Raw genomic sequence first — 20,007 nt, forward strand, 5'->3', positions numbered from 1 at the left:
CTACCTAAGTTTAACCTTCGTCTTATTCGTTTACCCGTTCAACAGCCGATTTCTCCACATTGAAAAAATTGGCTTGTCCCGATAAGGGGGCAAAAACCTCCTGATCGGTCCCTGTCATCCAGGCTTGTGCGCCGATGGCACGGATGGCTTCGAACAACGCCTTGCGGCGATCCTGATCAAGATGGGCCCCCACCTCGTCCAGCAACAGAAGCGGAACCCGCCCCCGGTCCAAAGCCAACGCTTTGGTGTTGGCCAGCACCATGCCGGTCAACAACGCTTTTTGTTCCCCGGTGGAACAAACTTCCGCCGGTTGATCTTTGGGTACATGACGCACCGAAAGATCGCTTTTATGCACCCCGTCTGATGCCCCGCCAAGCTGGGCATCGATGCTGCGATGCTCCGCCAGAAAGGCACGGAATTTGTCTTCGACCTCCAGCGCGCTGAATTCATCCAGCCAGCTTTCGATCATCCCGGTCGGTTGCAGGCGTGCACCGGGAAAAGGGCCATACCCCTCAACGGCCAAAATGTTCAACCGTTGCCCAATATCCTTGCGCGCCGCCGCAACAGCCACCGCCTTGGTTGCCATCTGATCTTCCAGACCAGACAGCCAGCGATCGTCATTGCGACCGGTTTTGAGCAGTTTTGCACGTTCGCGCATCCCATGCTCATACGCATTCATTCGTCCGGCATGTTTGTCATCAAAGCCAAACACCAAACGATCCAAAAATCGGCGGCGCGCAATCGGTCCATCCAAAAACAGACGGTCCATCTGCGGTAACAACCAAACGGCATCGACATATCGAGCCAGAGCATTTTGCCCCCGTGCCGTTTCGCCTTCAATCCTTACAACACGACGTTCACGCGTTCCGCTCCGTCCTGTTTCTTCACGACCCGTCCCGATATCAACCGGACCGCCAACGGTATGCACCGTTGCAGCAACCCCCCAGGGTCGCCCGCTATCTTCATCACAACCTTCGTCACGACGGGCAAGATCCACAGCCTTGGCCCGGCGCATTCCCCGCCCCGGTGTCAAAAGCGACACCGCTTCAAGGATATTTGTCTTGCCGGCCCCGTTGCGCCCACAGAGCACAACAGGCCGGCTATCCAGATCAAGGCGTTGAAATTCATAACATCGAAAATTGCTGAGTGTCAGGCGCGTCACACTGATCGGCACCGCCCCCCCAAGAACGTTTTTTTCGACGGCTTCATTCACCTTGAATAATCACTTTGCCCGCGTCGATCACACACGCATCGGCATCAAAACGTACAAGGCGCTGCTATCTGCGGCATCGCGTACAATGGTTGGTGACCCACCGTCAGACAACATAAACTGCGCCGTTTCGCCCTCGACTTGTTGCGCAATATCCAGCAGATATTTGGAATTAAAGCCGATCTCAATATCGTCGTAGCCATAACTGACTTCAATTTCTTCGGTCGCACTGCCTGCATCCGGGCTGCTTGCTGACAGAACCAACGAACCGGGCTTGATTTCCAGCTTAATCGCACGGGATTTTTCGGTCGAGATCGCAGACACCCGATCCACCGCAGCCGCAAAGGATTTACAATCCAATTCCATCATCTTGTCATTATTGGTCGGAATAACCCGTTCATAATCAGGGAAAGTTCCGTCGATAAGCTTCGAGGTCAAAATCACCTCACCAAAAGCAAAACGAACTTTGGTTTCCGACAGAGAAATCGAAACATCATCGTTGGTTTCATCAATCAGTTTGCGCAATTCTGCAACCGTTTTGCGCGGCACGATAACCCCCGGCATATCAGAGGCCCCTTCCGGCATCGGCACTTCCACACTGGCAAGACGGTGACCGTCCGTTGCCACCGCCCGCAAAACCGGCACACCGTTATTTTCACCGGCATGCACATAAATGCCGTTCAGGTAATAGCGGGTTTCTTCGGTTGAAATCGCAAACCGTGTACGATCAATAATGCCTTTCAGCTCCCCGGCGGGCAGGGCGAAGTTATGATCGAGTTCCCCGCCGGACATCAGCGGAAAATCCATCGTCGGCAAACAAGCCAGCGTAAATTTGGAACGCCCGGCGCGCAAGGTCAGCAATTCTTCATTGGCGCCGTTGTCCAGTTCAACCTGCGAGCCATCAGGCAGCTTACGCACGATGTCATACAGCATATGGGCCGGTGCGGTGGTCGCACCTTCGCTGATCACTTCGCAGTCAACCGTTTCGACGATATCAAGGTCCATATCCGTCGCGTTCAAAGACAAACGACCACCATGAGCATCCAGTTTCACATTGCTCAAAATCGGAATAGTGGTGCGGCGTTCCACAACACTTTGCACGTGAGCCAGAGACTTCATAAGCTTTGCGCGTTCGATAGTAATTTTCATAACGTTCTTATCGCTTCAAATATGATTACAAATAACTAATTTCGCCTACCCGTCGAATACCATTTTATCTTGGTTTCACAAGGGATTACCCCCACCCCCGACAAAACGGTCCGCCATTATAACAAAGCCTGCGAGAAACCGAAGCTTTTTTGCCCATTTTTCACAGAAAAATTAAAGGCTTTTGCCTACTCGTCACACAGGCTCAACCATGCGGTTCAAACTGAGGTAGATTATATGGATTTTTATACTAAAAAGGATCAGCCGACGCCACCCAACATACGACGCAAGAGCTCGACATCCTCGGCAAAATCACGATCATGAAGGCCGAGTTCCTCAACCTTCTTAACCGCATGCATAACGGTTGTATGATCTCGTCCACCGAATTTGCGCCCAATCTCAGGTAATGAGCGCGACGTCAATTGCTTGGACAGATACATGGCGATTTGGCGAGGCCGCGCCACAGAACGGGCACGGCGTGCAGAATGCATATCCGAAACACGGATATTGAAATGCTCAGCGACTTTTTTCTGGATTTCTTCAATCGTCACCCGGCGATCATTGGCCCTTAAAAGGTCGTGCAGCACTTCTTGTGAGGTTTCCAGCGTAATAGGTCGCCCGACCAACTGGGAATGCGCTACAATACGGTTTAACGCCCCTTCCAACTCACGTACGTTTGAGGCGATCTTATATGCCAAAAACTCCGTGACCTTGCTCGGCAGCTCAACACCTAATTGTTCTGCCTTGGAAAGCAAAATACCCAAACGAAGTTCATAAGTCGTCGCATGTAAATCCGCCACAAGACCGTGGTTCAAGCGTGATTTCAAGCGATCTTCCAACCCTTCAATATCGGACGGCGATTTATCCGCAGACAGAACGATCTGGCGCCCCTGATCCACCAGCGAATTAAAGGTATGGAACAATTCTTCCTGCGTCGATTCTTTTCCGGCAATAAACTGCACATCATCAATCAACAACATATCGACACTGCGAAACTGTTCTTTGAAATCGACGGTTTTTTGTTCACGCAGCGCCCGAATAAAACGATACATGAATTTTTCAGCCGATAAATAAACCACGGTGCGATTAGGATGTACCAAACGCATATGATGGGCAATGGCATGCATCAGGTGGGTTTTACCAAGACCGACCCCCCCGTAAAGAAACAGCGGATTGAACGGCGGTATGTCGGCTTCTGCCACCCGTTTGGAGGCCGCATGGGCAAATTCGTTCGGCTTGCCCACCACAAAATTATCAAAGGTATAGCGCGGATCAAGCTGCGCGCCGAGCTGGTCGGCAAGGTTCGGCATTTCCTGCGGACGTCCATAAGAAGGTGCGCCTTGCGCCTGCACAGGTGTTTTTTGCATCGACTGCGCCGGATCACCCTGCGCTTGGCGGGCATTTTGACTGGCTTGTGCCAAAATCCCATGACCAGATTGCGTATTGGTTACAATAATTTCCACATCCGTAATCTGATGGTTCAAGGATGACCACAACGCCCTAATTTGATTGAGGTAGTTATTCGCGATCCAGTCCCGCATAAATCGGGTCGGTACGCAGATATTTGCCGTCCCTGCATCCACTGAATGAACGGCCATCGGTTTAAACCAACTATCAAATGCCGCTTCGCCAATTTCGTCACGCATATGGGAACAAACCTGCGCCCATTCACCGTCCAATGTTGAAGTCATACTCGCCTGAGACATGCCCAATAATATTCCTAACCCGAATCGATCACGCGTTCTGGCGCCCTCGATTGCCCAACTCATTTATTCTTAAAGGCTCCTAACCGCGATCCATCAACCAATAAATCACCGCAGGCTCCGCTCTCCTTCAATGAAGAAGAGGCCTCGCTTATGCGTAGCTCATTTTTTTTATATGACAGATCCGGTCTTTATGATTTTTATACAGTGATCATCGATACCACTGCGTAACCGGATCAAGGTTGTGGATAACTTTATCGCCACTGCCGCGAAGAGTCCACTGCTTCATTTGTACTATTACGAAAAAAATAACTTGACGCCGCCCGGTAAAAATCATGGTAACCTTGGGTTTCAAGCACGACAAAAGGGTCGCAACGGCAAATGCTTGCGACCCTTTTGTCAGAACTTCGAATCCCGATTTTGTCTTACGATTAAGCGAGTGCTTTAATACGTGTAGACAAACGGGACAGCTTGCGTGAAGCTGTGTTTTTGTGCACAACGCCTTTAGAGACGCCACCGTGCAAAGCCGGCATAGCAACTTGAAACGCAGCCTGTGCAGCGGCTTTATCGCCAGCTTCAATCGCAGCTTCTACTTTTTTGATGAAGGTGCGAATACGGCCAACACGTGCAGAGTTTACTGCAGTGCGGCGTTCGTTTTGACGGTCGCGTTTTTTTGCGTTTTGGGTGTTAGCCATCACTAGTTCCTGAAAAATCTGATTTCTAAAATCGGTTGGGGGCTTATAAGGAGTTCCCACAACCACGTCAAGACTCAATTGCAGAAAAGTTACAAACGGCACTTTTCAATGCGAAACCCGCGACACTTAAAAATGTAAAAGACGAACATCTGTCAAAAGTCGCGGGATTTATGAGCGATATATAAAAAAGCAAACAACGATTCTTCTGCCTGCTTTTTTACAAATTACTTATTTTTGAAGTTGGGTTGGCGCTTTTCTGCAAAAGCGGACATCCCTTCTTTGCGGTCTTCCAAAGCAAAAGTTGTGTGGAACGTGCGTCGTTCAAACATAACACCTTCTGCCAAAGTCGTTTCAAATGCCTTATTGACCGACTCTTTTGCCATCATCACAACGGGTTGAGACAGTTTGGCAATTTTATCCGCCGTTTCCAGTGCATTTTCAAGCAGGTTATCCACCGGCACAATACGGGTCACCAAACCGGAGCGTTCTGCTTCCTCGGCATCCATGATGCGGCCTGTCAGGCACATTTCCATCGCTTTTGCCTTGCCAACTGCACGCGTCAGACGTTGCGTGCCACCGGCGCCTGGGATGGTCCCGATGGTAATTTCAGGTTGACCGAACTTGGCATTCTCCGCCGCAATGATAAAATCACACATCATGGCCATTTCACACCCGCCGCCCAGTGCGTAGCCAGCAACAGCGGCAATAACGGGCTTGCGGCACTTAGCCACTTTTTCCCAATCATCTGTAATGAAATCATTGGAATAAACGTCGATAAAATCACGCTCAGACATTTCTTTAATATCTGCACCGGCAGCAAAGGCTTTCTCGCTGCCTGTCAGAACGATACACCCGATTTCGCTGTCTGCCTCAAAGAGGTCCAGCGCAGTGCCCAACTCGTCAATTAACGGCGTGCATAGCGCGTTCAACGCCTTGGGGCGGTTAAGTGTAATCAGACCAACGCGGCCTTTTTTCTCTGCGAGAATATGTTCGTAAGCCATATTTCCTATCCCTAAATTATTCTGGAACGTTTAGTTCCCTCGTTTCGGTGACAATGCAAAATGAACCGTCACATTGCTGTCCTGCGTGGAGACCGAAATCTTCAAATACTCCCCCTCACGCATAAAAGTACCCACTGCGATTTGCTTCCATCCCAATGCGGGTAAGCTTCCTTTATAATAAGACAACACGGACTGTTTTGTGACATTGCCAACTGCATAAGATTCGACAATACGGCCCGACGGCGTGTCGAAATTCACCGTATCCTGCGTCGCTTCCTGCAACCCTTCCATCAAGGGCACATCCTCAAGAGCTGACAAAAACGTCAGATCCTGTGACAATGCCTGCCTGTTGAAAAGTAACAGAACCGCCAGTAATCCTATGCGCAATGCATGTTTCATGTCCAACCTCATACCTTATTGTTGGCAACTCGAACAGTAAAAAGTGGATCGTCCTTGCTGAACCATACGCTGAATGATCTCGCTTTGGCAATTCAGACAAGCCTCTCCCTCGCGTCCATAGACTTGAAAGGAATGCTGAAAATATCCCAGCTCCCCATCCGTTTGGCGATGGTCTTTCAAAGATGACCCACCGGCAGAAATCGCCTCTTGCAAAACATCTTTAATCACCATGACCAATTTTTCAGCCTGCGCGCGACTCAGGCTTCCGGCTTTTTTCTGCGGCGCAATCCCGGCACGAAACAGCGCCTCATTCACGTATATATTTCCCAATCCAGCAAGAATGCGTTGATCCATCAAGACCGCCTTCATTGTGGTTTGGCGTCCTTTCAATCGGTCATAAAGCACATCCCCCACAAAATCGGCATCCAACGGTTCTGGCCCTAATTTAGCCAGAGATGGATAAAGATCGACCTGCCCAGCTTGGATCAAATCGACAAAACCAAACCGGCGAGGGTCGCCAAAACGGATACAGTGGCGCGAATCGGTTATAAATTCGATATGATCATGTTTATCCGGTTCACACGGGTTTCCTTCTTCAATTCTGATCCGGCCCGACATCCCCAGATGAACGATAATTGTCTCCCTGCTTTCCAACGAAATCAGGATATATTTGGAACGTCGGCTCAAGCCTAAAACTTTTTGATTTCGCACACGATCTTCAAAATTTTCAGGCACCGGCGTGCGCAAATCCCGCCTGCGGACAACCACATCTTTGATCGTTCTGCCTTCCAAGGCGGGCAAAAGACCAAGGCGTACTGTTTCGACTTCGGGTAATTCAGGCAAATTCTTCTCCATTAATGCTAGCCTATTGCATGACCTTAGGCTATTTTCTCGCTCATTCTATATTAAAAGAGAATTTAAGGCATGTCCGATCAAGATACGACACATTTCGGTTTCCGCACGGTAGCCAAGGATGAAAAAGCGAAGATGGTGCGCGGTGTCTTCGACAGCGTCGCCTCCAACTACGATATTATGAACGATTTGATGAGCGCCGGCGTTCACCGCCTGTGGAAAAATCAAATGGTTGACTGGCTCAATCCGCAACCGGGCTGGAATACCATTGATGTCGGCGGCGGCACAGGCGACATTGCGTTTCGTATTCAGGACCGTTTTACAAAACGCGGTGGTCAGGGGCACATCACGGTCACCGATATCAACCATGAAATGTTGAAAGTCGGGCGCCGTCGTTCCGTTGATGCCCACCGGCTTGAAGGCCTGAGCTGGCTGTGCGGCAATGCGGAACAACTGCCTGTACCGGATAATTCAATGGATGCCTACACCATTGCTTTTTGCATTCGCAACGTGACAGACATTCCGGCTGCCTTGCGCGATGCCCATCGTATTCTAAAACCGGGCGGGCGTTTTATGTGTCTTGAATTTTCTCAGGTGGTTATGCCGGTTCTGGATAAAATTTATGACCTCTATTCCTTTAAACTGCTGCCTGAAATCGGGGCGGTGGTCGCCAAGGATCGAGATTCCTATCAATATCTGGCCGAAAGCATTCGCAAGTTTCCACCACAGGAAACCTTTGCGCAAATGATCCGCGACGCTGGTTTTGATCAGGTGAAATACCGCAACCTTACCGGCGGTATTGCTGCCATTCATTCAGGTTGGAAGATTTGATGTTTCGATCCCTCACTATCTTGAAACGTCTGATGAGCGTGGCTCTCACGCTGGCGCGCTATGATGTTTTGTTCCTGTTTGAACAATTGGGCATTGCCCCTGTCATCGTGTTTATGGCCCGTCTGGTTCCGGTTGGACGTGTGCGCGGGATCAAACAGATGCGCCCTGGTCAGCGCCTGGCGCGCGCCTTACATGATTTGGGACCGACCGCCATTAAATTGGGACAGGCCCTGTCCACACGCCCCGATGTCATGGGGGATGAAATTGCAGACGATCTGACTGAACTGCAAGATCGCCTGCCGCCGTTTTCCGGCAAAGAAGCCCGACGCATTATCGAAGAAGATCTTGGCGGCCCTGTCGAAAAATTCTTCAGCGAATTTAACGATGAAGCGGTTGCCGCAGCCTCCATCGCACAAGTTCATTTTGCAAAAACCATCGAGGGTGAAGAAGTCGCCGTCAAAGTTTTACGACCCAACATTCGCCGCGATTTCAAGGCTGACTTCCACCTGATGAGCACAATAGCCCAGTGGGTAGAACGCGCCCGCCCCGACCTGATGCGCCTTAAATTGGTCGAGTCGGTTCAGGCTTTGGAAGATACCGTGCGTTTTGAAATGGATTTGCGATTTGAAGCCGCTGCTGCCGATGAAATGCGCGAAAACTTCAAAGATGACGACTATTTCTATATCCCGGAAGTCAAATGGCCCTATTGCGCCAAACGCGTGATGGTGCTGGAACGTATTCACGGCTTGAACGTGGACGAAATCGACGAACTGAATAAAGCCGGACATAATCCCAACGATATTCTGGAAAAAGCCTCTATGGCCTTTTTCAACATGGTGTTTCGTGACGGCTTCTTCCATGCCGACCTGCACCCCGGTAACATGTTCGTCCTGAATGACGGACGCTTGGCCGCGGTCGATTTTGGCATTACCGGACGTTTGGATCATGCAACACAACGCCATTTAGGCGAATTGCTGCTTTCCTTCATCACACGCGATTACAAACGTTGCGCCGAAGTCCATTTCGAAGCGGGCTGGGTACCGATGAACCAATCGGTCGAACTGTTCACCCAAGCCGCGCGTTCAATTGCCGAACCCATTATGGGTTTGCCGCAAAATGAAATTTCGATGGCCCGCCTGCTTGCACAATTGTTTGAAGTCACCGAATATTTCGCAATGGAAACCCAACCGCAGTTGATCCAATTGCAAAAAACCATGCTCATTGCCGAGGGTGTGGGGCGCAACCTGAACCCCAATGTCAATATGTGGTTTTTGGCAGAACCGTTTATCGAACGCTGGATGCGTGACAACCTTGGTCCGCAAGCCCGCGTCAAAGCCGTTGCCAGCGAAACCCGCGATACATTGCTGCGCCTGCCTCGTATCATCGCCAACATTGAGGAACGACTGGACGATATCGGTAAAAACGGTTTGAAACTGGATACGGGCAAACGCCCCGGCGTGCGACATACCGGGTTTAATTGGATGGGGTGGGTCATTGCCCTCGGTCTCGCTGCAGCTTTGATCGTCGAATATCTGGATTAATTCCCATGAATGCGCTTTTTGACCTCAGCGGAAAGACCGCCCTTGTTACCGGGGCAAGCCGGGGATTGGGGTTCGAAATGGCAAAAGCATTATGCGAAGCCGGCGCAACTGTCTATTTCAATGGGCGCACTCAAGCCACATTGGAAACGGCAATCCAAAATATCCCGAATGCCAGAGCCTTGGCCTTCGACATCACAGACAGCGCTGCCATTGCACCGATCCTGTCCGAGCTCGGCCCCTTGGATATTCTGGTAAATAATGCCGGGGGACGGGATCGTCGTAACATAGATGAGTTTGATCTGGACGATATGCGTAAATTGCTCGACAGCAACCTTGTCGCTCCTTTTGAACTCAGCCGACAAGTCGCCCGTGATATGCCTGTCGGCGGGCGGATTATCAACGTCACCTCTGTTGCCGGGGATATGGCCCGCGCAGGTGATGCGATCTATACCGCCAGCAAAGCGGGGCTAACCGGATTAACCCGCGCCTTGGCTGCAGAACTTGGCCCACGCGGCATCAACGTCAATGCCATTGCCCCCGGTTTTTTTGCCACCAAAGCCAATCAGGCGATGGTTGAGGATGAAATGATCGCAAGCTTTTTAAAAATGCGAACATCCCTTCAACGCTGGGGGCGCCCCGAAGAGATCACGGGCGCCTGTCTTTTCCTCGCATCTGCAGCATCCTCTTATGTAACCGGGCAAGTTTTAACCGTTGACGGTGGCTTACAGGCTCATTTTTAATTAGAATATATATAATTAAATCATATATTTATTCTTTTTTATTGAATGTCCCTACATATTTCCTTGCGCCATAACATCCTTCTGACTAGGTTATGTACAAATTTTGCGCGTAATTCGCATAGGAACACGTCGTGTATAAGAACAAAAGAATACTCCTGATCGTTACTGGTGGAATCGCCGCTTATAAAACGCCCGAATTGGTTCGCCGCCTGCGCGAACAGCAAATCGACGTGCGTTGTATTCTGACCCGTGCCGCCAAGGAATTTGTAACTCCCTTGGCATTGGCTGCCGTGTCCAACGATAAAGTCTATGAAGACATGTTCGATCTGGATGAAGAATCGGAAATGGGTCATATCCACCTTTCGCGCAGTGCCGATTTGGTCGTCGTTGCCCCGGCAACCGCTGACATAATGGCAAAAGCCGCACAGGGGCTGGCAAATGATCTAGCCTCCACAACGCTGCTGGCAACGGACAAGCCTGTCCTGATGGCCCCGGCCATGAATGTACGCATGTGGGATCATCCAGCCACGCAGACAAATGTGAACACTTTGATCGAACGCGGTGTTGAAATGATCGGCCCTGATGAAGGCGATATGGCCTGCGGGGAATATGGTCTGGGCCGCATGGTGGATCCACTGGACATCGTTGAGGCGGTAAAACGTCGCCTGTTCAAGACGGGTCCCCTTTTAGGTAAAAAAGCCATTGTAACATCCGGTCCAACCCATGAACCGATTGATCCGGTACGCTACATTGCCAATCGTTCCTCCGGTAAGCAAGGTCATGCCATTGCCGCAGAACTGGCAAAACTGGGCTGTGAAGTCACCCTTGTCAGCGGTCCGACCCGCCTTGAAGCGCCCAACGGGGTCAAGCTGATCGAGATCGAGTCCGCACGCGATATGCTTGTCGCCTGCCAGAACGCCTTGCCTGCCGATATTGCCGTTTGCGCCGCCGCCGTTGCCGATTGGCGGGTGGACAATGAAGCCGGTCAAAAGCTGAAAAAGGACGGATCGGGCCACATCCCCGACCTGAAGCTGACAGAAAACCCGGATATTTTAGCCACCCTGTCCCAAGCAGGGGATCAACGTCCCAAGCTGGTTGTCGGGTTTGCCGCTGAAACGCAAAATATCCGCGAATACGCAAGCGCCAAGCGCATACGTAAGCAATGTGACTGGATCGTTGCCAATGACGTCTCCCCATCTACAGGGACGTTTGGTGGAAATGAAAATAAAGTCCACGTCATTGCGAGAAATCAATGCGAAGACTGGCCAACTCTGTCAAAAAAAGAGGTAGCCAAACGTCTTGCCGCAAAAATTGCAGATTATTTGAAAGAAGATTAACAAATGGATCATGTAGTAAAGGTCGATGTCGTTCAGCTTCCTCACGGAGCCGACTTGGCCCTGCCCCATTATGCTACCGAACATGCCGCCGGTATGGACCTTTTGGCTGCCATTGACGACACGCTGGTTTTGCCCGTTGGGAAACGCGCAATTGTACCTACTGGCCTCAGCATCGCCCTTCCCGTGGGCTATGAGGCTCAAGTACGACCGCGTTCAGGCCTTGCCGCCAAAAACGGTGTCACGGTCGCCAACGCACCGGGCACAATTGATGCCGATTATCGTGGTGAGGTCGGCGTCATTTTAATCAATCTAGGGGATGACGATTTTGTTATAGAGCGCGGTATGCGTATTGCACAAATGGTCGTCGCCCCGGTTACCACTATTTCATGGGAGAAAACCGACACACTTCCCGATACACAAAGAGGAAGCGGCGGTTTTGGCTCTACGGGGCTGAACAATAAATAAACTATAATATTTAAGCGGAAAAAGTAGGATGTTACGTTTGTCTAAGAAAATGTTATTTGCGATCGAGGCTGTACTGGATATCGCCTACCACAGCGGTGGTCAGCCAGTCCAAAGCCGGGAAATTACCCGCCGTCAGGGTATTCCACGGCGTTATTTGGAACAAGGCCTCCAGCAACTGGTTCGTGAAGGAATTCTGGTTGGTGTACGTGGTCCACGTGGCGGGTATCGTCTCGCTCGGGAACGCCGTCGCATCACGGTTGGTGAAATTGTTCGTATCGTTCGAAAGATGGAAACGGCGGACGATCCCCTCAATGATCCCGCAGGTTCAGAACTCGGCCACAAAGTCGTGCGTCCGGTCTGGATGGAAATGCAGGAAGAGTTGATGAAACAACTGGATGAAGTCAGCATCGATGACCTATGTACACGCGCAAACCTCGCTGGGCTTGTGAGCGAAGGCCGTCAAAATCTGGATTTCACCATCTGATTATTCAATACACATAACTATTTTGTGATACTGGTAATTTTACAGTTTAAAACTATCTTTGAGTTGACAAGCCCGCTTGCCAACACCATACATTTAGATAGTGGAATATAACCGAACAAAGAGAGTCAATATGTCTGAGCAATTCGCATCTGATGCCCCGACCCGTGGTAAAATCTACGATAGCATTATCGATACCATTGGTGCTACGCCGCTGGTGAAACTGTCCGGTCTCGCCAAAGCCCATAACGTCAAGGCAAATATCCTCGGCAAATGCGAGTTCTTCAACCCGTTGAACTCGGTCAAAGACCGGATCGGTTTTGCCATGATCGAAGCGGCAGAAGCCGCAGGTAAAATCAAGGAAGGCACTGTTCTGGTTGAACCGACGTCTGGGAACACGGGTATTGCGTTGGCGTTTGTATGTGCCTCTCGCGGTTACCGTTTGATCCTGACCATGCCGGAAAGCATGTCCAAGGAACGCCGCAAAATGCTGGCTCTTCTGGGGGCGGAGCTGGAACTGACACCGGCTGCAAAAGGCATGTCCGGTGCCATTGCCCGCGCAGAAGAACTGGTCAAGGAATTGCCTGATGCCTTCATGCCGCAACAATTTAAAAACGCCGCAAACCCGGCTATTCATAAACGCACAACCGCCCATGAAATCTGGACGGATACAGATGGCAAAGTTGATGTGCTGGTCTCAGGTGTCGGTACAGGTGGAACCATCACCGGAACCGGCGCTGCCTTAAAAGAGCAAAACCCGAATATCAAACTGGTCGCTGTTGAACCCGAAGACAGCCCGGTTCTGTCCGGTGGCGTTCCCGGTCCGCACAAAATTCAAGGGATTGGCGCGGGCTTTATCCCCGATATTCTCAACACCGGACTGATTGACGAAATCCTGAAAATCGGCAATGAAACCGCTTTTCAAACCGCGCGCGAAGTTGCAGCAACAGACGGCGTTCCCGTTGGCATTTCTTCCGGTGCTGCGTTAGCCGCTGCCTTGGAGCTGGGGCAACGTGATGATATGGCCGGCAAAAACATCGTGGTTATTTTGCCCTCCTTTGCAGAACGTTATCTCTCTACAGCTTTGTTTGACGGTATCGTCGGCGACTAATCAAAACGTCCATGAATATGAAAAGGCCCGTCCATTACAAGGCGGGCCTTTTTACTGAGAAACATTGCTACATTCTACAGACGTGCGATATTCAACGGATCTTTGCGGCCTTTGACGTTGATCGTTTCCAAATGGCTTGTGCCCTTGAAGTCGCAACTTGCCAAACTTTTCTCGTCGATCACAATCTCCCCGCCTTTTGCAGCAGAACACAGACGGGACGCCACATTGACACTGTCGCCAATGACGGTGAAATCTTTACGGTTTGCCGCCCCAATCGTTCCTATAACAACATCACCGCTATAAATACCGATCCCGGTTTGCTTGGCTAACTTGGCACCCTTGATTTGCTCCAATGCTTCCTGTGCCGCCTTTAAGGCACGATCAGCGGCATCCTCGCCTTGAAAATGCGCCAGGACGGCATCACCAATCATTTTATCGACATCCCCGCCCTGTTGGCGCACCGCATTGATCACCAATCCCAGAGATTGATTAAGAAATTCTACGACACGTTCCGGGGCTTCATTTTCACAAAAATCCGTAAAACCACGAATATCTGAAAATAAAATTGTTGCCCTGACCCGCTTGGAGGTCAGCGCCCCTTTTCCCGTTGCCGCGCGCAAGGTGTGGACAGCCTCATCCGATAAGAGTTCCTGAAGGCGCATACGAAATTCACCTAACAGGTCGGTCCGATAATTAATATCCTTTTGCGCGCGCCCAACCAATGTGTTCATGCCAAAACCCAATAAAACCAAAACCGCAACGGGTACAATCGTCGCCGGAATAATGACTTCCATCGAAATGGCATCCAGATAATTCACCGGCTCATACAGTTCCATCACGATATCATTCGTATTTTCCGGCGCACGCACATAAAGTTCATAAAGCTTGGTCCCATCCGCCCCCTGTTTTTCAATCAAGTTGCGTTGCCCGTTCAGCGCAGATCGATAGCCTGTGCTGGGATCAAACTTGCCGATCTGGTCTTCTTCGCTGGAATAAAGCAACAATCCGCCTTGACCATATATTTTTAAATGAGATAACCCAAGCTCCTGAACCTCCCCCCTTAAAGACTCAAGAAGATGGCGGCCTTTATCGTCCTTAAAAACATCCCACGGATTTTCACTTACTTGAAGATCGTTCCAGGCGGCCTGATCTTCTCCTTGCAACGCGCGATCAATAATTCCGGCTCTGTTTTCAGAAATTTCCAAATAGATTTTTTGGATCAACCATGTACTGCCATTGCTCATTAAAAAACCAATGACAACGGTTAAAAACAACAAGGCAGGTAAAACGATTTTTCGAAAACGCACTTGCAAGGGATAAGGTGCTTCAAATGAAACTTCTTTCCTATTCATCTAATCTTCCCCTCCCATATTTTTTGATTTACTGCCCAAACATACATTCGCCAGCCAACAGGTCTTCCACAAAATAGGCCACAAGTTCATTGCGCCCTTTCACACCTGCTTTTTGATATATGGCACTGGTCTGGCTTTTGACTGTGCCGATCTTGGTATCGCGGATATCGGCAATTTCCTGAGTGGACATGCCTTTGATTAAAAGAAGAGCAACTTCACGTTCGGATGGAGAGAATTTCCACATATCGAAATGGCGCTGAATGACCCCCCACAATTCCCCTGATGCCACATCAATTGTATCTTGGGCCTGACGATTTTGCCGCAACAACCTCACAATCTGGATTGCAATAACGATCATCGATAATCCCAGTGTAAGGGCCGAAAATAGTTCTATCTGCTCATGTTCAATCCAAAGCGTATCAATATTCAACCGAAAGAAATCGGCAAAGACATCCAACAGGAAGAAGGCTTCACAAATACTGATCACGATAAAAGAAAAGATGAGTGAACGGACTTCGAATTTATTGTTATTCGGTTTCATAGCGCCATTTCGGTTTATTTCCTACCAATCCCTAATATACGGTGCTTTCACTCAATCGTCATCATAATAGCCGAGTTTTGCCCCTCGATGACAGGCTTCACAGTTGGCTTTTGTTTTAACTCTCGGGTCATCCCATGCCCGTGCAGGAACTTCCTTTCTGTGTTCACGGACCCAATAAGGCATCTCGGTAATACGCAACGGTGCATCTCCATCCTTTATACCGCGCATGAATTTACCGCTCCACCAACCGGCATCGGCAGCATTAGCAACCAGATAATCCCGGATTTCCTGACTAACATCCGCGCTTAAGCTCGCATCTTCGCCAAAATGATCATCCAAACCATCCATGATTTTCTCCCAGGATTGTTTCGGCATCATTTGCGGTTGAAACGCCATATGACAGGATCCACATTCTTTTTCGACAACCGGGTTATCGATCGGACGATAACGTTCATCCGCCATTGCGACCGAAAACTGCGACATCATAAAAACACCGCCCAATAAAAGGGCTTTTACTTTCAACATATCTCACTCCTTGTTCTAAAAAATTCAACGCGTTTTCATAAAGGTAATGAAGTCACCTTTTTCACGGGCGGAACAGGTCCGTCCCAACACGCTGGTGCAATTGCGACGAAACCATTTTTCCACTTTTTCAAAATCGCTATATCGATCCGGTGTTTTGGAAATTGCCAAAGGGGCAATCGTTTTGCCCGCCCGTGTCTGTCCCACACCACTCGGGTCCGATGTATGACACGTTGTGCAAGATGGTGTTTGCGGTTTGCCACCCGTATGGTTTTGTGAAAAGAATTCTTGTCCACGTTCTGCAGAAAACTCACGAAAGGCCGGATCGTCCATTTGAGCTTGCGCCTGATAGCCTTCGAGGATCAACACAGAATTGGCCTGTGCCGCATAACTGGTTCCAAGCAAGGCACCTACGCCCAACAGGGTGAAAATCATCTTTCTCATTTTTTAACGCCTTTCGGTAATTTGATTGCACTTTCACTGAAACGTCCATCGGCTGCATCCTGATGGCAGGCATTACAGTTCACCTTTGATCCGATTTCTGCATGGGTGAAAGTTGCGGGTTTGAAATCATCATGTTTCTTTTGCCAATAACGCGTATCGGTCATGCGCAGGGATGCCGTTTCAACCTGTCCAATTTTATGGGCCACCTTGGTATCAAAGGTGGTTGCATTGTTTTCTTGCAGGTAAGCCAAGATTTCCGCACGCTTTTTAGGTGTCAGGCTGGCATCCTCGCCATAGTGGTTTTCTAAACTCAACAGCATTTTTTGCCAGCTATCGCCTGTGCGCATGCTCGGATGATAAGCCAGATGGCAATCCCCGCATTCTTGTCTATAAGTCGCATTTTGTGCCCCGATAAAACGGGGGCCTTGCGCCGCATTCACCCAGAGGGCAACACCGCAGACAATCGCAACAAACAGGCCGATCCCCAACACGGAATGCGCAACACGCACGTGACCTTGTGCAATCACACCTTCTTTGCGCCCGGTAATCATCGCCTTGATCAAAGGATGCTTAAAAATAAAGTTTTCAACCAGCACACCGCCAACGTGAAAAGCAATTGCTGCCATCAACAGGCCTGCCAGAACTTCGTGAACTTCTTCACTGGCTTTACCGATACCGTAACTGGCAACGGAGGCCAACGGGCCACTATTTTCCTGCCCACCCCAAACGAAAAGACCACTTAAGACCAAAAGCACAAGGGTCGACAGCAGAATAACAATCATCCATGCCCCAACCGGGTTATGCCCGACATACTCTTTAGATCGACCTTTCAACAGGCTTTTGATATGTGCAACGACCTCGCCACGGGCCAAGGGGAAATGATGAAATCGGCTGTAATAACTGCCCATAAATCCCCAGACGAGACGGAAGAGCAACAGGCACAACAAGGCATAACCGGCATAAACATGAATGTTGAGCCACCAGCCTTCAAACAGATATCCTGTCAAGGCCGCAATGGCGACCACCCCCACCATCGCCCAATGAAAAAACCGTAAAGGTAAATCCCATATAACGGCGTCTTCTTTCGGCATCTTATTTTGTTCAATGAGCGCCATGGCTCATCTCCTTGTGCAATTTGTGTTTCGTGGCCTCAACGTGGCCCCATTTCCCACACTGCACAATCAACCCAATCCATATTTGGGCGTTCTATGACTTTAGTTTATGATTGTTTTTAAACGTTTTTTTGCGCATAAAAAAAGCGCCAACCCTTCATTTACCAAGGGTGGCGCTTTAAACACGCCCCAAAGGGGCGTGGCGGGAAACGAGAGAAAATCCCGAGCAATCTTTTTAGATCGCGACGACGCATTTGCGTGAAACTAAGAATTTAGAGCTGGCTTACGGTTCAAATTAAAAGAAGCATGCTCTAATTTATTTCGCGTTATAATAAGGTTCCAGAATGGCCATGTATTTGGTTGCCTCTTCTTCACGGGCAAATTCCATCGCATCCATATTCTGATTATCTTTAATGTGCGGGTCCGCACCAATTTCCAACAAGTAAATCAGTGCCTCTTTATTTTCGGCTTTAACGGCATCATGCAGGGGCGTGTAACCTGTCTCGGTCCCACGCGCATTTATATCAAACCCATAGTCAACCAAGGCCTTGATGATACGGATATCATCTTGCCAAATGGCGGCATTTAAGACCGTTCCACCAAATTTATCGCGTTCATCCACATTGATGTTCGGATCTTTTAACAGTTCCATTACTTGATCATATTGACCGAAGTGAGCAGCAACATGCAATCCCGCATCTTTGTAGAAATTTGCCATTACAATCGTCAGACCGATTATAAAGATTAAAAAAATTGAAACGCGCTTAAGCATTTTCGTATCCACTGCCTTTTTAAAAAATGATATACAACGCCTTTGTAGCGTCTTATCCGAATGAAAGAAACCGATGCTCCTGCTGATCGATAATTACGATTCTTTCGTCTATAACCTATCGCGCTATTTTCGTGAGCTTCACGAAGATACCCGCGTCGTGCGCAATGACGAAATTTCGTTGGACGAAATCGCAGAACTGGACCCACAAGCCATCGTTCTTTCACCGGGACCATGTGGCCCGAATGAGGCAGGCATTTCCTTGAACCTCGTCAATTCTTATCAAAAAAACATTCCCATGTTGGGCGTTTGTCTGGGTCACCAAGTTATTGCCCAAGCCTGTGGAGCACACGTACAACGCGCCGGAAAACCTGTTCATGGGAAACCCAGCCGGATTACACATAACAACACAGGCCTGTTTGACGGCCTTGCTAATCCACTGGTCGTTGGACGTTATCACTCCCTCAGCATCACTATTCCAGAACACAGTGATTTGATTATTGATGCCACCAGCGAGGATGGTGAAATCATGGCGTTTTCCCATAAAACACGCCCTTTATGGGGCGTACAGTTTCATCCGGAATCCATCCTGACGGAACAAGGCCACGACCTGTTGAAAAACTTTCTTAAACTTGCGGGGATTATGACATGATTGCCTGGTTTAACGGCGAATTATTCCCACTGGACGGCATCGCGATCAAAGCAACAGACCGGGGGTTCACCCTCGGGGACGGTTTTTTTGAAACCATGCTGGCCCAACAGGGGCAAGTCGCCCGTTTTGACGCCCATATGGCGCGCTTACATGAAAGCGCGCATGTGATGGATATCCCGCTTCCTTACAGTACAGATGAGATCGGCAAAGCAATTGATGATGTTTTGACGGCCTGCCAACTCAAAGACAAACGGGCCGCCTTGCGCCTGACCATCAGCCGGGGCAGTGGCCCGCGCGGACTGCTGCCGCCTTTGGAAATAACACCACAGGTCTTACTCAGTGCCAGTGACGTACCGGACCATTTCCCCAGTGCAAAATTGGCCTTGGTCACCATGCGGCGCAACGAATTCAATCCCACCAGCCGGATCAAAAGCCTCAATTACCTTGATAATATCTTTGCCCTTCGCGAAGCCGTGGCAAAAGGCGCGGACGAAGCCTTGCTCTTAAATACACAAGGGCATATTGCCGAAGGCAGTGTCAGCAATATTTTCTTTATCAAAAATAATGCGCTTTACACACCGCCGATCGAAGACGGTTGCCTGCCCGGTGTTATGCGGGCCCATGTCTTGCAAACGGCGCGAACGCTGGGGTTAAACACACATGAAAGATCGATCGGGATCGGGATTATTCAAACCTGCAACGAGGCCTTTCTCACCAATTCATTGGTCGGCATTCGTCCCGTTCACCAAATCGACGGGTTGCAAATCCCCGATCAGGTTTGGACAGAAAAACTCCGCGCGAACCTTTAATCGTTGATAAAAACGATCCAGGCTTCAACTGCCTGAAAGAAAATATTGCGGGTATAAGATTGCGCCTTGCTGTCGTCGAACAAGCATTCAATCGTCACATTTTGATCATCAAATGTTGCGCAAAACGCATTCCCGACACGTTCGCCTCTTTTCTTTTCCAAAAAATTCAGCAATTCAATGGCAGAAACTTTATCGCTTTGAATATCGTCTTCCAAAAATTCTGCCAAAATGGCGAATTCCGGCTCCGCCTCAACGCGCGGAATATTTTGTTCGTCACGATAAAGTTTCATACGC

The 20,007-nt window shown here is 49.5% G+C and carries 23 protein-coding genes; 9 read left to right on the forward strand and 14 right to left on the reverse strand.

Annotated elements, in window-relative coordinates:
• Nucleotides 1-22: 22 nt before the first annotated feature.
• From recF to mutM, 7 genes are all read right to left on the reverse strand, one after another.
• Nucleotides 23-1,213, reverse strand: coding sequence for a DNA replication/repair protein RecF (gene recF, locus ACN0VA_RS05565; RefSeq protein ID WP_417820187.1), 1,191 nt, complete (start codon nt 1,211-1,213; stop codon nt 23-25).
• A gap of 27 nt (nt 1,214-1,240) precedes the next feature.
• Nucleotides 1,241-2,359: a DNA polymerase III subunit beta gene (gene dnaN, locus ACN0VA_RS05570; protein WP_417820188.1), complete on the reverse strand. Its 1,119-nt coding sequence runs from the start codon at nt 2,357-2,359 to the stop codon at nt 1,241-1,243.
• 257 nt (nt 2,360-2,616) lie between these two features.
• Entirely contained in the window at nt 2,617-4,125 is a 1,509-nt protein-coding gene (gene dnaA / locus ACN0VA_RS05575) for a chromosomal replication initiator protein DnaA (RefSeq protein WP_417820189.1), read from the reverse strand.
• A 365-nt stretch (nt 4,126-4,490) separates the two neighbouring features.
• The gene (gene rpsT, locus ACN0VA_RS05580; RefSeq protein ID WP_417820190.1) at nt 4,491-4,754 is read right to left on the reverse strand and encodes a 30S ribosomal protein S20; all 264 of its coding nucleotides are present in this window, start codon (nt 4,752-4,754) and stop codon (nt 4,491-4,493) included.
• A 224-nt stretch (nt 4,755-4,978) separates the two neighbouring features.
• Nucleotides 4,979-5,755 (reverse strand): enoyl-CoA hydratase, encoded by a 777-nt coding sequence (locus ACN0VA_RS05585; RefSeq protein WP_417820191.1) that lies wholly within the window; start codon nt 5,753-5,755, stop codon nt 4,979-4,981.
• Nucleotides 5,756-5,785: 30 nt separating this feature from the next.
• A complete protein-coding gene (locus ACN0VA_RS05590) occupies nt 5,786-6,154 on the reverse strand; it encodes a hypothetical protein (protein ID WP_417820192.1) in 369 nt (122 codons plus the stop codon).
• 15 nt (nt 6,155-6,169) lie between these two features.
• Nucleotides 6,170-6,997: a bifunctional DNA-formamidopyrimidine glycosylase/DNA-(apurinic or apyrimidinic site) lyase gene (gene mutM / locus ACN0VA_RS05595; RefSeq protein WP_417820316.1), complete on the reverse strand. Its 828-nt coding sequence runs from the start codon at nt 6,995-6,997 to the stop codon at nt 6,170-6,172.
• Nucleotides 6,998-7,078: 81 nt separating this feature from the next.
• On the opposite strand from mutM, the gene ubiE reads away from it, so the two are divergent.
• From ubiE to cysK, 7 genes are all read left to right on the forward strand, one after another.
• Nucleotides 7,079-7,837, forward strand: coding sequence for a bifunctional demethylmenaquinone methyltransferase/2-methoxy-6-polyprenyl-1,4-benzoquinol methylase UbiE (gene ubiE, locus ACN0VA_RS05600; RefSeq protein WP_417820193.1), 759 nt, complete (start codon nt 7,079-7,081; stop codon nt 7,835-7,837).
• Complete coding sequence (gene ubiB, locus ACN0VA_RS05605; protein WP_417820194.1) at nt 7,837-9,378, forward strand: 2-polyprenylphenol 6-hydroxylase; 1,542 nt, start codon at nt 7,837-7,839, stop codon at nt 9,376-9,378. Before ubiE ends, ubiB begins: the two co-directional genes overlap by 1 nt.
• A 5-nt stretch (nt 9,379-9,383) precedes the next feature.
• The gene (locus ACN0VA_RS05610; RefSeq protein WP_417820195.1) at nt 9,384-10,118 is read left to right on the forward strand and encodes an SDR family oxidoreductase; all 735 of its coding nucleotides are present in this window, start codon (nt 9,384-9,386) and stop codon (nt 10,116-10,118) included.
• A 131-nt stretch (nt 10,119-10,249) separates the two neighbouring features.
• Nucleotides 10,250-11,455, forward strand: coding sequence for a bifunctional phosphopantothenoylcysteine decarboxylase/phosphopantothenate--cysteine ligase CoaBC (gene coaBC / locus ACN0VA_RS05615; protein WP_417820196.1), 1,206 nt, complete (start codon nt 10,250-10,252; stop codon nt 11,453-11,455).
• A 3-nt stretch (nt 11,456-11,458) separates the two neighbouring features.
• Nucleotides 11,459-11,920: a dUTP diphosphatase gene (gene dut / locus ACN0VA_RS05620; protein ID WP_417820197.1), complete on the forward strand. Its 462-nt coding sequence runs from the start codon at nt 11,459-11,461 to the stop codon at nt 11,918-11,920.
• A gap of 28 nt (nt 11,921-11,948) precedes the next feature.
• Nucleotides 11,949-12,404 carry an RrF2 family transcriptional regulator gene (locus tag ACN0VA_RS05625; RefSeq protein WP_188664427.1) on the forward strand — a complete coding sequence of 152 codons (456 nt, stop codon included), beginning with the start codon at nt 11,949-11,951 and terminating at the stop codon, nt 12,402-12,404.
• A 130-nt stretch (nt 12,405-12,534) separates the two neighbouring features.
• Nucleotides 12,535-13,512 (forward strand): cysteine synthase A, encoded by a 978-nt coding sequence (gene cysK / locus ACN0VA_RS05630; protein WP_417820198.1) that lies wholly within the window; start codon nt 12,535-12,537, stop codon nt 13,510-13,512.
• 74 nt (nt 13,513-13,586) lie between these two features.
• Here the strand turns inward: cysK and ACN0VA_RS05635 are convergent, their stop codons facing one another.
• From ACN0VA_RS05635 to ACN0VA_RS05660, 6 genes are all read right to left on the reverse strand, one after another.
• Entirely contained in the window at nt 13,587-14,864 is a 1,278-nt protein-coding gene (locus ACN0VA_RS05635; RefSeq protein WP_417820199.1) for an adenylate/guanylate cyclase domain-containing protein, read from the reverse strand.
• Between the two features lie 28 nt (nt 14,865-14,892).
• Nucleotides 14,893-15,405, reverse strand: a complete 513-nt coding sequence (locus ACN0VA_RS05640) for a helix-turn-helix transcriptional regulator (protein WP_417820200.1) — start codon at nt 15,403-15,405, stop codon at nt 14,893-14,895.
• Between the two features lie 51 nt (nt 15,406-15,456).
• Nucleotides 15,457-15,930, reverse strand: a complete 474-nt coding sequence (locus tag ACN0VA_RS05645; protein WP_417820201.1) for a diheme cytochrome c — start codon at nt 15,928-15,930, stop codon at nt 15,457-15,459.
• Nucleotides 15,931-15,954: 24 nt separating this feature from the next.
• Nucleotides 15,955-16,371 (reverse strand): DUF1924 domain-containing protein, encoded by a 417-nt coding sequence (locus ACN0VA_RS05650; RefSeq protein WP_417820202.1) that lies wholly within the window; start codon nt 16,369-16,371, stop codon nt 15,955-15,957.
• The gene (locus ACN0VA_RS05655; protein WP_417820203.1) at nt 16,368-17,486 is read right to left on the reverse strand and encodes a cytochrome b/b6 domain-containing protein; all 1,119 of its coding nucleotides are present in this window, start codon (nt 17,484-17,486) and stop codon (nt 16,368-16,370) included. Before ACN0VA_RS05655 ends, ACN0VA_RS05650 begins: the two co-directional genes overlap by 4 nt.
• Before the next feature lie 313 nt (nt 17,487-17,799).
• Nucleotides 17,800-18,255 (reverse strand): ankyrin repeat domain-containing protein, encoded by a 456-nt coding sequence (locus tag ACN0VA_RS05660; protein WP_417820204.1) that lies wholly within the window; start codon nt 18,253-18,255, stop codon nt 17,800-17,802.
• Nucleotides 18,256-18,328: 73 nt separating this feature from the next.
• On the opposite strand from ACN0VA_RS05660, the gene ACN0VA_RS05665 reads away from it, so the two are divergent.
• Together ACN0VA_RS05665 and ACN0VA_RS05670 are read left to right on the forward strand one after the other, a co-directional pair.
• The gene (locus ACN0VA_RS05665) at nt 18,329-18,904 is read left to right on the forward strand and encodes an anthranilate synthase component II (protein ID WP_417820205.1); all 576 of its coding nucleotides are present in this window, start codon (nt 18,329-18,331) and stop codon (nt 18,902-18,904) included.
• Entirely contained in the window at nt 18,901-19,713 is an 813-nt protein-coding gene (locus tag ACN0VA_RS05670; protein WP_417820206.1) for an aminotransferase class IV, read from the forward strand. The genes ACN0VA_RS05665 and ACN0VA_RS05670 overlap by 4 nt, the downstream gene beginning before the upstream one ends.
• On the opposite strand, the gene ACN0VA_RS05675 is transcribed toward ACN0VA_RS05670, so the two are convergent.
• Nucleotides 19,710-20,003, reverse strand: coding sequence for a hypothetical protein (locus ACN0VA_RS05675; protein WP_417820207.1), 294 nt, complete (start codon nt 20,001-20,003; stop codon nt 19,710-19,712). The two genes, ACN0VA_RS05670 and ACN0VA_RS05675, sit on opposite strands and share 4 nt — an antisense overlap.
• Nucleotides 20,004-20,007: the final 4 nt, after the last annotated feature.

This window comes from Terasakiella sp., assembly GCF_048267425.1.
Lineage (GTDB): Bacteria > Pseudomonadota > Alphaproteobacteria > Rhodospirillales > Terasakiellaceae > Terasakiella.